Annotated in this window: 11 protein-coding genes; all 11 read left to right on the top strand. The window is 43.0% G+C overall.

The features are described 5' to 3' along the window. Positions 1 to 134: 134 nt before the first annotated feature. The 11 genes from sdaAB (at position 135) to ftsY (ending at position 13,059) form a co-directional block, all read left to right on the top strand. Positions 135 to 797, top strand: coding sequence for an L-serine ammonia-lyase, iron-sulfur-dependent subunit beta (gene sdaAB, locus ACTJJQ_RS03880; protein WP_017367229.1), 663 nt, complete (start codon positions 135 to 137; stop codon positions 795 to 797). 20 nt (positions 798 to 817) lie between these two features. Beyond that, on the top strand, positions 818 to 1,720 hold the full coding sequence (gene sdaAA / locus ACTJJQ_RS03875) for an L-serine ammonia-lyase, iron-sulfur-dependent, subunit alpha (protein ID WP_008354543.1): 903 nt from the start codon (positions 818 to 820) through the stop codon (positions 1,718 to 1,720). Then, positions 1,698 to 3,746 carry an ATP-dependent DNA helicase RecG gene (recG, locus tag ACTJJQ_RS03870; RefSeq protein ID WP_041507316.1) on the top strand — a complete coding sequence of 683 codons (2,049 nt, stop codon included), beginning with the start codon at positions 1,698 to 1,700 and terminating at the stop codon, positions 3,744 to 3,746. Before sdaAA ends, recG begins: the two co-directional genes overlap by 23 nt. Positions 3,747 to 3,858: 112 nt before the next feature. Further along, positions 3,859 to 4,425 (top strand): transcription factor FapR, encoded by a 567-nt coding sequence (fapR, locus tag ACTJJQ_RS03865; protein ID WP_008344859.1) that lies wholly within the window; start codon positions 3,859 to 3,861, stop codon positions 4,423 to 4,425. A 15-nt stretch (positions 4,426 to 4,440) separates the two neighbouring features. After that, positions 4,441 to 5,439: a phosphate acyltransferase PlsX gene (plsX, locus tag ACTJJQ_RS03860; protein WP_017359101.1), complete on the top strand. Its 999-nt coding sequence runs from the start codon at positions 4,441 to 4,443 to the stop codon at positions 5,437 to 5,439. Between the two features lie 15 nt (positions 5,440 to 5,454). Beyond that, positions 5,455 to 6,399 carry an ACP S-malonyltransferase gene (gene fabD, locus ACTJJQ_RS03855; protein ID WP_046343522.1) on the top strand — a complete coding sequence of 315 codons (945 nt, stop codon included), beginning with the start codon at positions 5,455 to 5,457 and terminating at the stop codon, positions 6,397 to 6,399. Beyond that, positions 6,399 to 7,142 (top strand): 3-oxoacyl-[acyl-carrier-protein] reductase, encoded by a 744-nt coding sequence (gene fabG / locus ACTJJQ_RS03850; protein WP_008344855.1) that lies wholly within the window; start codon positions 6,399 to 6,401, stop codon positions 7,140 to 7,142. The genes fabD and fabG overlap by 1 nt, the downstream gene beginning before the upstream one ends. Positions 7,143 to 7,223: 81 nt before the next feature. Then, positions 7,224 to 7,457 (top strand): acyl carrier protein, encoded by a 234-nt coding sequence (gene acpP / locus ACTJJQ_RS03845; RefSeq protein ID WP_003212028.1) that lies wholly within the window; start codon positions 7,224 to 7,226, stop codon positions 7,455 to 7,457. Positions 7,458 to 7,641: 184 nt separating this feature from the next. Next, on the top strand, positions 7,642 to 8,385 hold the full coding sequence (gene rnc / locus ACTJJQ_RS03840; RefSeq protein WP_017367233.1) for a ribonuclease III: 744 nt from the start codon (positions 7,642 to 7,644) through the stop codon (positions 8,383 to 8,385). Between the two features lie 105 nt (positions 8,386 to 8,490). Next, complete coding sequence (gene smc, locus ACTJJQ_RS03835) at positions 8,491 to 12,051, top strand: chromosome segregation protein SMC (protein ID WP_440599964.1); 3,561 nt, start codon at positions 8,491 to 8,493, stop codon at positions 12,049 to 12,051. 21 nt (positions 12,052 to 12,072) lie between these two features. Beyond that, positions 12,073 to 13,059: a signal recognition particle-docking protein FtsY gene (gene ftsY, locus ACTJJQ_RS03830; RefSeq protein ID WP_017359097.1), complete on the top strand. Its 987-nt coding sequence runs from the start codon at positions 12,073 to 12,075 to the stop codon at positions 13,057 to 13,059. Positions 13,060 to 13,179: the final 120 nt, after the last annotated feature.

Below are 13,179 nucleotides of genomic sequence, written 5' to 3'. Positions count from 1 at the left end.
TGAAGCCCTTCTTCTTCTTTTGCATTTTTTTACTATGTGTTCATTCGTCAAATGAGTTGCGGGAATCGAATGAATCCATTAGTCTAAAGGGAGTAACAAACCAATCTGTGATTGGTGATGAGAGGGGAAGACCTATGAAATTTAGAAGTGTGTTTGATATTATTGGACCCGTCATGATTGGTCCATCAAGTTCGCACACGGCGGGTGCGGCTCGTATTGGAAGAGTGGCTCGCAGCTTGTTCGGAAGAGAACCGAAACGAATTACTGTATCGTTTTATGGCTCTTTTAAAGATACGTATAAAGGACACGGGACAGATGTAGCCATTATCGGCGGTGTTCTTGACTTTGATACATTTGATGAACGAATTAAAACAGCGATCGATATTGCAAAAAGCAAAGAAATCGACATTGAGTTTAAAGAAGAAGATGCGGTTCCAGCGCATCCAAATACAGCAAAAGTAGAAATTTCAGATGCGAATGGAAGCCTTGAATTAATCGGGATTTCCATTGGCGGAGGTAAAATTGAAATCACAGAATTAAATGGCTTTGAACTGAGACTCTCAGGGAATCATCCGGCCATTCTTGTGGTTCATAACGACCGTTACGGGACGATTGCAGCAGTTGCCAATGTGCTAGCGAAATTCGCCATCAACATTGGTCATATGGAAGTGGCACGTAAAGAGGTCGGACAAGAAGCACTCATGACGATTGAAGTGGATCAGAATATTGATCCAGCGGTTTTAACAGAGCTTGAGACGCTGCCAAACATTATTCAAGTCACACAAATTGCAGAGTAACAACAAGGAGGTTATGTATGATGTTTAAAAACGTCAAAGAACTCGTGCAGCTAACAGAAGAACGGAATACCTCCATTTCAGAAATTATGATTACTCAAGAAATGGAAGTGACAGGGAAGTCACGTGAAGACATTTTCTCGCAGATGTACCGCAACCTAGAAGTGATGGAACAGGCCGTTGAAAACGGACTGAAAGGTGTGAAATCATTATCTGGTTTAACAGGCGGGGATGCGGTGAAACTTCAAGCATATATCGCATCAGGCAAAACATTGTCTGGTCATACCATTTTAGATGCTGTCAGTAAGGCAGTGGCAACAAATGAAGTGAACGCAGCAATGGGAACGATCTGTGCAACGCCTACAGCTGGCTCAGCAGGTGTTGTGCCAGGAACGCTCTTTGCGGTGAAAGAAACATTAAAGCCAACAAAGGAACAAATGGTCAGATTCCTATTTACATCTGGTGCATTTGGTTTTGTTGTCGCCAATAACGCAAGTATCTCTGGTGCAGCAGGCGGCTGTCAGGCAGAAGTAGGATCTGCATCAGGTATGGCAGCAGCAGCCATTGTAGAAATGGCAGGCGGTACGCCGCAGCAATCCGCTGAAGCCATGGCCATCACCCTAAAAAATATGCTAGGTCTTGTTTGCGATCCAGTCGCAGGACTTGTGGAAGTGCCATGTGTGAAACGAAACGCAATGGGCGCTTCTAATGCGATGATTGCAGCAGATATGGCACTTGCCGGCATTACAAGCCGCATCCCTTGTGATGAAGTCATTGATGCGATGTACAAAATTGGTCAAACGATGCCAACCGCTCTTCGTGAGACTGCACAAGGCGGACTTGCTGCAACACCGACAGCAAGGGAGCTTGAAAAGAAGATTTTCGGAGGTGTGACCTCATCTCGTGATACAGAAACTGCAAGATAAGATCTCTGCCTTGAAAGGGATTGGAGAAGAAACAGAAAAAACACTAAATGAACTTGGAATCTACACAGTAGCCGATTTACTCGGCTACTTCCCTTATCGATATGACGACTATGAGCTTCGCAACTTAGAAGAAGTCAGGCATGACGAACGTGTCACAGTTGAAGGAAAAGTGCACAGTGAGCCCGTTCTCACCTATTATGGAAAAAAACGAAGCAGGCTGACATTCAGGCTGCTTGTCGGTCGTTTTTTGATTACAGCCATATGCTTCAATCGCCCTTATTTAAAACGAAGTCTTGTTTTAGGCGATACGGTATCCGTCACAGGGAAGTGGGATAAAAACCGGCAATCCATTATGGTTCAGGAATTTAAAAAAGGAACACACGAACAAGATGGCAGTATAGAACCTGTTTATTCGGTCAAAGAAAATGTAACCGTGAAGATGATGAGGCGTTTTGTGAAACAAGCGTTGTCACTCTATGTAGACCATGCAGAAGATCCACTGCCAAAGCAGCTTGTAGCTGCTTATAAACTCATGTCTTATCAAGAAGCACTAAAAACCATTCATCTCCCTGAAACGAGAGACTCGCTCAAGCAAGCAAGACGACGCTTCGTGTACGAGGAATTTCTCATCTTTCAGCTGAAGATGCAGGCGATCAGAAAAAAAGAACGAGAAAAAACATCAGGCATCCAGCATCCGTTCTCAAAAGAGGCGGTCTTTGAGTTTGTTCATAGCCTGCCGTTCCCACTGACAAAAGCACAATCAAGAGTGCTGGATGAAATTATGTCAGATATGGCATCCCCGTACCGAATGAACCGGCTTCTTCAAGGGGATGTTGGATCGGGGAAAACAGCTGTAGCGGCAATTGCCCTTTATGCCGCTCATTTATCCGGCTTTCAAGGTGCGCTGATGGTGCCAACTGAAATCTTGGCTGAACAGCATGCCGATTCACTGTATCAGCTATTTGAAAAATGGGGGCTAAATATTGCTCTTTTGACGAGTTCAGTGAAAGGAAAGCGCCGCAGAGAACTGCTTGAACGTCTGAAAGAGGGAGATATTGATATTTTAGTCGGCACGCATGCCCTTATCCAGGACGAAGTGGAATTTCAGCAGCTTGGTCTTGTTATTACAGATGAACAGCACAGGTTCGGCGTGGAACAGCGGAAAAAACTGCGAAGCAAAGGGCAGGACCCAGATGTTTTGTTTATGACCGCAACGCCGATTCCAAGAACGCTTGCCATCACAGTATTTGGAGAAATGGACGTTTCTGTCATTGATGAGCTACCAGCCGGCCGAAAGCAGATTGAAACGTATTGGGTGAAGCATGACATGCTTGAGCGGATTCTTGCTTTTGTTGATAAAGAGCTGAGAAAAGGCAGACAAGCGTATATTATTTGTCCACTTATAGAAGAATCAGACAAACTGGATGTCCAAAATGCGATTGATGTTCACAGCATGCTGACAGAGGCGTATCGCGGAAAATGGTCGATCGGCTTAATGCACGGGAAACTTGCAAGTGATGAAAAAGATCAAGTGATGAGAGATTTCACTTCCAATGAAGTGCAAATCCTTGTGTCAACGACAGTTGTTGAAGTTGGAGTCAACGTGCCAAATGCGACCATCATGGTCATTTATGATGCGGACCGTTTTGGACTGTCACAGCTTCATCAGTTAAGAGGCCGAGTCGGACGCGGAGAGCATCAATCTTTTTGTATTTTAATGGCGGACCCTAAATCAGAGACCGGTAAAGAGCGCATGCGGATCATGTCTGAAACAACGGATGGCTTTGAACTGTCTGAAAAGGACTTAGAACTAAGAGGCCCTGGCGACTTCTTTGGCAAAAAACAAAGCGGAATGCCTGAATTTAAAGTGGCAGACATGGTTCATGACTATAGAGCGCTTGAAACCGCTAGAAAAGATGCGGCAGAGCTCGTGCAGTCTGAAGCCTTTTGGACAGACCCTGAATACAAAGAACTTAGGCAAACACTCGTAGACAGCGGTGTGCTTGGCGGAGATAAATTGAGCTGATCAAGTGCTGGAGGAATTTTCTTGTCTTTTTGAAACAAGGATTGATTTATCATCTATGAGATTATATACTACTATTAGTACCTAGTCATAAATGTACGGATGGTGTCTGCATATGAAACTAAATAAAAAAGAACGACAAAGGCTTCTCCAGCAAACGATCAGCTCGACTCCGTTCATTACTGATGAAGAATTGGCAAGTAAGTTCGGTGTAAGCATTCAAACAGTTCGTCTGGACCGTTTGGAGCTGTCAATCCCTGAATTACGCGAACGAATTAAACACGTGGCCGAAAAGACATTAGAGGATGAAGTGAAGTCTCTTCCGCTGGATGAAGTTATTGGAGAAATGATTGATGTAGAGCTTGATGATCAAGCGATTTCCATTTTTGAAGTAAGAAAAGAGCATGTATTCAGCCGTAACCAAATTGCCAGGGGACATCATCTTTTTGCCCAGGCAAATTCGCTGGCAGTAGCCGTCATCGACGATGAACTGGCTTTGACAGCAAAAGCAAATATTAAGTTTACAAGGCAGGTCAAACAAGGCGAAAGAGTCGTCTCAAAAGCCAAAGTTGCCTCACATGATAAAGAAAAAGGCAGAACCGTAGTTGAAGTAAACAGCTATGTAGGTGAGGAAGTTGTCTTCTCAGGCGATTTCGTCATGTATCGCTCAAAACAAAAGTAAAAGGTGGCACATAACATGAGAATTGCAGTCGATGCAATGGGGGGAGATCATGCCCCTAAAGCCATTATTGACGGTGTGCAAAAAAGCTTAGAAGCATTTTCAGATATCGAGATTACACTAGTCGGCGATGAAAGCAAGATCAAATCATACATAACAAATCATGAACGCATCACGATCTTAGATGCAAAAGAAGTCATTGAACCAACGGATGAACCAGTGCGTGCAGTGAGACGTAAAAAGGATTCTTCTATGGTGAAAATGGCGCAGGAAGTTTCAGAAGGAAGAGCAGATGCCTGTATTTCAGCTGGAAATACTGGGGCACTCATGACAGCAGGCCTGTTTATCGTAGGCAGAATTGATGGCATTGACAGACCAGCACTTGCTCCGACGTTGCCAACACTTGATGGCAGCGGGTTCTTATTATTGGATGTCGGCGCAAACGTTGATGCAAAGCCAGAGCATCTTGTGCAATATGCCATGATGGGATCTATTTATGCAGAGCATGTCTTCCCGAAGAGCAATCCACGCGTTGGACTTTTAAATGTCGGGACAGAAGATAAAAAAGGCAACGATTTAACGAAAAAAACCTTTGAATTATTAAAAGCATCAGATTTGAATTTCGTAGGAAATGTAGAATCGCGTGATTTATTAGAGGGTGTAGCTGATGTCGTTGTCACAGATGGTTTCACGGGGAATATCGCCCTTAAAACGATCGAAGGCACAGCCCTTTCTGTTTTTAAAATGCTGAAAGAAACCTTAACATCCAGTTTCACAGCTAAAATAGCAGCAGGTATGATGAAGCCAAAATTAATGCAGATGAAATCTAAAATGGATTACTCCGAATATGGTGGTGCCGCATTATTTGGTTTAAAAGCACCGGTTATTAAAGCGCATGGTTCCTCTGATGAAAATGCGATTTTTCATGCTATTCGTCAGGCGCGCGACATCGTTAAAAAAGACGTTTCAGCTATCATTCATCAAGAAGTTCAAAAAGAAGACACGAATGAGTCGTAATGGAGGTAGAGCAGCATGAGTAAAATTGCTTTTTTATTCCCAGGCCAAGGCTCTCAAAAAATTGGCATGGGAAAAGATTTATTTGACCAAGAAGCAGCATCTAAAGCTGTGTTTGAAGAAGCAGATCAGACCCTTGGTTTTGATTTATCTTCAATGATTTTTGAAGGAGATGCAGAAGAACTGACGCTGACATATAATGCACAGCCAGCTCTTTTAACGACAAGCATCGCGATCTTAAAGAAATTTGAAGAGAGCGGAATCAAAGCAGATTATGCAGCAGGGCACAGCCTGGGTGAATATACAGCCCTTGTTGCAGCGGGAGCTCTTTCGTTTAAAGATGCCGTTTTCGCAGTGAGAAAGCGCGGCGAATTAATGAATGAAGCCGTTCCAGCAGGAGAAGGCGCAATGGCGGCGATTCTTGGCTTAGACCAAGCAGCGCTTGTAGAAGTGACAAAAGAAGTGACAGAAAGCGGTCATCTTGTAGAACTTGCGAACTTAAACTGTCCGGGCCAAATCGTCATCTCTGGTACAGCAAAAGGTGTGGAACTTGCATCAGAGAAAGCGAAAGAAAAGGGCGCAAAACGTGCAATTCCACTTGAAGTGAGTGGACCTTTCCATTCTGCATTAATGAAACCAGCAGCTGAAAAATTCACAGATGTATTATCTAAATTAGACATTTCTGATGCCGCGACGCCAGTGATTTCAAACGTAACAGCAGACATCGTGACATCACGTAATGAAATTGAAACGAAGCTGATTGAACAATTGTATTCTCCTGTTCGATTTGAAGAAAGTGTAGAACGCCTGATTGACTTAGGCGTGACAACATTTATTGAAATTGGTCCTGGTAAAGTGCTCTCAGGTCTTGTGAAAAAAGTCAATCGCCGCCTGACGACCATTTCCGTATCAGATCAAGAAACAATTGAAGCAGCCATTCAAACACTCAAGGGGGATTCTTGATGCTTACAAATAAAACAGCCGTTGTCACAGGTGCATCTCGCGGTATTGGTCGTTCGATTGCGATCGATTTGGCGAAAAAAGGTGCCAATGTTGTGGTGAACTATTCAGGCAACGAAGCAAAAGCAAATGAAGTCGTCGATGAGATCAAAGCACTTGGCCAGCAGGCTTTTGCTGTCAAAGCGGATGTGTCAAATGCAGAAGAAGTACAGGCATTAATGAAACAAGCCGTTGATACATTTGGTTCAATCGACATTCTTGTGAATAATGCTGGAATTACAAAGGACAACCTGCTCATGAGAATGAAAGAAAATGAATGGGATGATGTCATTAACATAAACTTAAAAGGTGTCTTCAACTGTACAAAAGCTGTGACACGTCAAATGATGAAACAGCGCAGCGGAAGAATCATCAATGTAGCATCTGTTGTCGGCGTTTGCGGAAACCCTGGACAAGCAAACTACGTTGCAGCAAAAGCTGGTGTGATCGGTTTAACGAAAACAACAGCGAAAGAGCTGGCAAGCCGTCATATTACAGTCAATGCCGTAGCACCAGGCTTTATTTCTACTGATATGACTGACAAGCTTGATGAGAATGTTCAAACAGAAATGCTAAAGCAAATCCCGCTCGCACGCTTTGGTGCGCCTGAAGATATAAGCAACGTTGTTGTCTTTTTAGCTTCAGAAGGAGCAGGTTATATTACAGGCCAAACCATCCAAGTAGATGGCGGAATGGTTATGTCCTAAGAAATATCAAAATTTCGTTACGTTTTCTCTAGTTTTTTAAAAACGAATCAACTATAATACTTTGAGGGGAGGTGAAAGGCAATGGCAGACGTATTAGAGCGTGTATCAAAAATTATTGTAGACCGCCTTGGCGTTGATGAGGCTGACGTGAAAATGGAAGCTTCATTTAAAGAAGATTTAGGCGCTGATTCCCTTGATGTAGTTGAGCTAGTTATGGAACTTGAAGATGAGTTCGATATGGAAATTTCTGACGAAGATGCTGAAAAAATTGCAACAGTCGGTGACGCTGTGAACTACATAAATAGCCAGCAATAAGCGTAACAAAGTCCCGTCTATTTTCATGGCGGGACTTTGAAAATTTATGTTAGTTTCAACATATTCAGCTGATCAATTGTCAGCCTTTTTCAGATGCTAAGGAGCACGGTTTCCTTGCATGTAGAAAGAGAGACTCCATATAATCAGTATCCTTAAAGGCGATGACGCCTACCTGGAGGTTGCTATGCCAAAACACTATAAAGACAAACAGAAACAGAGCAAAAAACTAGAGCAATTCAGAGAATTTCAGCAGCGCATTTCTGTACACTTTAAAAATGAAAAACTACTCTATCAAGCCTTTACACATTCCTCTTATGTGAATGAGCATCGGAAAAAACCTTATGAGGATAATGAAAGACTTGAATTTTTAGGGGACGCTGTTTTAGAATTGACGATCTCACAGTTCTTATTTGCAAAGTATCCAGCCATGAGCGAGGGAGATTTAACAAAACTGAGAGCGGCGATCGTATGTGAGCCATCACTTGTGTCATTAGCACATGAGCTGTCCTTCGGAGACCTTGTTCTTTTAGGAAAAGGGGAAGAAATGACAGGCGGCAGAAAGCGTCCGGCACTCTTAGCAGATGTATTTGAGGCGTTTATCGGAGCGCTTTATTTAGATCAAGGACTTGAGCCTGTTGAACGATTCCTAGAAGCCTATGTGTACCCGAAAATTAATGACGGGGCATTCTCACATGTCATGGACTTTAAAAGCCAGCTTCAAGAATTTGTTCAGCGAGATGGAAAAGGTGTACTTGAATACCGAATCCTGCATGAAAAAGGCCCAGCACATAACCGGGAATTTGAAGCCAATGTATCCCTTAGAGGAGAAGTGCTAGGAATTGGAAATGGTCGTTCAAAAAAAGAAGCGGAACAGCATGCTGCACAGGAAGCACTTGCTAAATTACAGAAACATCATATGAACCAATAAAATCCCCCTCGTGATTCAGGGGGATTTCACTCTGTTTTCCATCATCTTTTTTCAGTTCATATGGTAAGATAATAGTACTTTAAATACATAAGGAGGATCACTCTCATGTTCCTCAAACGTTTAGACGTGATAGGATTCAAATCTTTCGCACAGCGGGTGACTGTAGACTTTGTCAAAGGGGTTACAGCTGTTGTTGGACCAAACGGAAGCGGCAAAAGTAATATTACTGATGCGATCCGCTGGGTACTTGGAGAGCAATCAGCAAAAAGCCTCCGCGGAGGAAAAATGGAAGACATCATTTTTGCAGGAAGTGACTCAAGAAAACGAGTCAACTTAGCAGAAGTGACATTAACGCTCGATAACGAAGATCACTTTTTGCCAATCGATTTTCACGAAGTCAGTGTGACAAGAAGAGTCTATCGTTCTGGAGAAAGTGAATTTCTCATTAACAATCAATCTGTCCGCTTAAAGGATATTATTGATCTTTTCATGGATTCAGGTCTTGGAAAAGAAGCTTTTTCGATCATCAGCCAAGGTAAGGTAGAAGAGATTCTATCGAGTAAAGCTGAAGAAAGACGTAGCATCTTTGAAGAAGCAGCTGGTGTCCTGAAATATAAAACAAGAAAGAAAAAAGCCGAGAATAAACTGTTTGAAACGCAGGACAACTTAAACCGGGTAGAAGATATTCTGCATGAACTAGAAGATCAAGTAGAACCACTAAGAATGCAGGCATCTATTGCAAAAGACTATCTGCAAAAGAAAGAAGAACTTGAAAATGTAGAAATTGCTCTCACCGTCCATGATATTGAAGCACTGCACAAAAAATGGACAACACTTGGTGAAGCTGTCGAGCGGTTCAAACAAGATGAAATGAAGCAGTCCACAGACATTCAAGCGAAGGAAGCCAAAATCGAAGAATCGAGAGACCGTATTCAGGCACTTGACGATTCGATTCATGACCTTCAAGAATTCCTCCTTTTCACAAGTGAAGAACTAGAAAAACTTGAAGGGAAAAAAGAAGTTCTAAAAGAACGGAAAAAAAATGCGGCCGCTAACCAAGGGCAGCTAGAAGACACGCTCGTGCGTTTAACCGAAAAACAGGCGTTGTTAACGGAAAAGATTGAACAGCAGAAAGTCACACGTGACGGCCTGCAAACAGAAGTGCAGCAGCTAAAAGATGAAGTGAAAACAAAACAGCATCAGCTGTCTCTTCATAGTGAAGATGTGGAAGGGCAAATTGAACAGCTGAAAAGCGATTATTTTGACCTATTAAACGAGCAAGCTTCTATCCGAAACGAACGTACATTACTAGAAGAACAGCAGCGCCAAGCAGCCTTGCAGCTAGAGCGGTTAACGCAAAATAATCAGAAACATATCGAAGAACGGGTATCTGTGAAGGAAAAGAAAACAGAAGCCGAGAAGCAACTTTCAGAACGAGAAGAAGACATTTTGGCTCAGGTGAAACGCTTTAGAGAAGCGGAACAAAAGCTAGAGCAGATGAAACGTCAATACGAGAAAAAAGAAACGGCACTTTACCAAGCCTATCAATATGTACAGCAGGCAAAATCTAAAAAAGAAATGCTTGAATCCATGCAGGAAGACTTCTCAGGATTTTTCCAAGGAGTGAAAGAGGTTTTAAAGGCAAAGGACCGGTTAGGCGGTATTCACGGGGCGATTGCAGAGCTGATTCAAACAGAGCAGCAACATGAAACAGCGATTGAAATTGCACTTGGCGCAGCCACGCAGCATGTCGTTACTGAAAATGAAGCGGCTGCCAGACAGGCCATTGGATACTTAAAGCAGCATTCCTTTGGGCGTGCGACCTTCCTGCCAATGAACGTCATCAAAGAACGAACCATTCAGTTCAGAGATATTCAAACAGCTGAGCAGCATGACGCATTTATCGGCGTAGCGAGTCAGCTCGTTTCCTTTGATGAAAAGTATGAAAAAGTCATTCGGAATTTGCTTGGAACGGTCCTAATCGTGAAAGACTTAAAAGGTGCCAACGAGCTAGCGAAAATGCTAGGACATCGTTATCGTATCGTGACCCTTGATGGGGACGTGGTGAACCCAGGCGGTTCAATGACTGGGGGAGGCGTAAAGAAAAAGAACAATTCCCTCCTGTCCAGAAACCGAGAGATTGAAACATTAACAAAGCAGCTCGTTGAAATGGAAGAAAAAACAACGATCCTTGAAAAAGAAACAAAAGAAACGAAGCAATCGATTGCCGAAAGCGAAGTCCAATTAAATGAATTGCGTCAGCGCGGCGAAATGCTTCGAGAAAAGCAGCAAGAGTTAAAAGGGACATTATATGAACTGCAAGTAGCTGAAAAAAATATTAACGCTCATCTAGAGCTCTATGATCAAGAAAAAGAAGAGTTGCAGCAGCGCTCTAGCGAACTTGCGAGCAAGGACAAAGAGCAGGCAGCCCTTGAAACATCTATAGGTGAGAAACTGACCTCTCTTGACGAAGAGATCAACACGTTAACAAAACGGAAGCAGACCCAAAGCTCAACGAAAGAAACCATTTCTTCCGAATTAACAGAGCTGAAAATCTCGCTTGCCAAAAAAGAGCAGTCTTTAGCAAATGAACAAGAAAAACTGTCGAGCTTAACGGCTGAATTAGAAGAGGCTGAAAAGACGCTGACGGAAACAAAAGAAGATTTGTCTCTCTTAACAAGTGAAATGTCATCCAGCTCAAGCGGCGCCGAACAACTGGAAGAAGCGGCAAAAGAGAAACTGGAACATAAAAACAAAACGACAGCGCTTATCTCAGAGCGACGCAAACAGCGCCTGGCTCTTTCTGAAACATTAGAATTCGCAGAACGTGAACTAAAAGAGCAAAAACGCCTGTATAAACAGCTCACGACAAGCTTAAAAGATGAAGAAATCAAGCTTGGCCGCATGGAAGTTGAACTTGATAACCTCATCGCCTATTTAAACGAAGAGTATGCCCTTTCGTTTGAAGGAGCAAAAGAAATGTATCATCTGACGCTATCGCCGGATGAAGCAAGAAAACGCGTGAAATTGATCAAACTAGCCATTGAAGAGCTTGGAACAGTGAACTTAGGCAGTATTGACGAGTATGAACGTGTGAATGAACGTTTTCTCTTCTTAACTGAACAGCGCAATGATCTGACAGAAGCGAAAAATACGTTATTCCAAGTCATTGAAGAAATGGATCAGGAGATGACGAAACGTTTCTCTGAGACATTCTCTCAAATCCGCGGGCATTTTGAATCTGTTTTCCAAGCATTATTTGGCGGAGGAAGAGCAGACCTTAAGCTCACAGATCCAAACGATTTACTAAACTCAGGCGTCGATATTGTGGCGCAGCCGCCGGGGAAAAAGCTGCAAAATCTAAGCCTGCTTTCAGGCGGAGAAAGAGCATTAACAGCCATCGCTTTATTATTCTCGATCTTAAAAGTGAGACCTGTTCCATTCTGTGTGCTAGATGAGGTAGAAGCAGCGCTTGATGAAGCGAATGTGTTCCGCTTTGCCCAGTATTTAAAGAAATATAGCCAAGAAACACAGTTTATTGTTATTACACACCGAAAAGGAACCATGGAAGAAGCAGATGTTCTGTACGGTGTCACGATGCAGGAGTCGGGTGTCTCAAAACTAGTATCTGTCAAACTAGAGGAAACGAAAGAGCTTGTCCAGTAATTAAAGGAGGTTTTTGAACCCATGAGCTTTTTTAAGAAATTAAAAGAAAAATTTACGCAGCAAACCGATTCAGTATCAGAAAAGTTTAAAGATGGACTTGAAAAAACGAGAAATTCGTTTCAGGGAAAAGTAAATGAACTCATTTCTCGCTATCGTAAAGTGGATGAAGACTTTTTTGAAGAACTAGAAGAAGTGTTAATCGGTGCGGATGTCGGTTTCACGACTGTGATGGAACTGATTGATGAGCTGAAAAAAGAAGTGAAATTAAGAAACATTCAAGACCCAAGTGAAGTACAAGCAGTCATCTCTGAAAAACTCGTGGAGATTTACAATAGCGGTGAGGAACAAATTTCTGAACTGAACATTGAAGACGGCCGTTTAAATATTATTTTATTTGTAGGCGTGAACGGTGTCGGTAAAACCACCACCATTGGTAAGCTGGCAAACAAGCTAAAAAATGAAGGGAAATCCGTCATTTTAGCAGCAGGTGATACGTTCCGTGCGGGGGCGATTGAACAGCTTGAAGTGTGGGGCGAGCGCTCTGGTGTTCCTGTCGTTAAACAAACAGCAGGCTCTGACCCGGCAGCGGTCATCTATGATGCCGTTCAATCAGCTAAAGCCAAAAAAGCAGATGTCTTGATCTGTGATACAGCAGGCAGACTGCAAAACAAAGTCAACTTGATGAAAGAGCTAGAGAAGGTCAAGAGAGTCATTGAACGCGAAGTGCCCGATGCGCCGCACGAAGTACTGCTTGCCCTTGATGCGACAACAGGTCAAAATGCGATGGCGCAAGCGAAGGAATTTTCTAAAGCAACAAACGTGACAGGTATCGCTTTAACAAAGCTTGACGGTACTGCAAAAGGCGGGATTGTTCTTGCCATTCGCAATGAGCTCAACATCCCTGTAAAACTTGTCGGACTAGGTGAAAAAGTAGACGATCTGCAAGAGTTCGATGCTGAATCGTATGTGTACGGATTATTCTCAGACATGATTGATCAAGAAGACTAATCAAGATGTCGGCAAAACTGCCGGCATTCAGCGTGTAGACAAACCCTCGCATTCTTTGTCAGTCCTGCGTGCTGGTGCTCACGAATGATAAATTCGCTCCGCGCCAGTACTCGTCCTTCC

This window comes from Bacillus sp. 22483, assembly GCF_052044605.1.
GTDB classification, from domain to species: domain Bacteria; phylum Bacillota; class Bacilli; order Bacillales; family Bacillaceae; genus Bacillus; species Bacillus altitudinis.
This window is presented reverse-complemented; position numbering and strand designations above follow the sequence as displayed.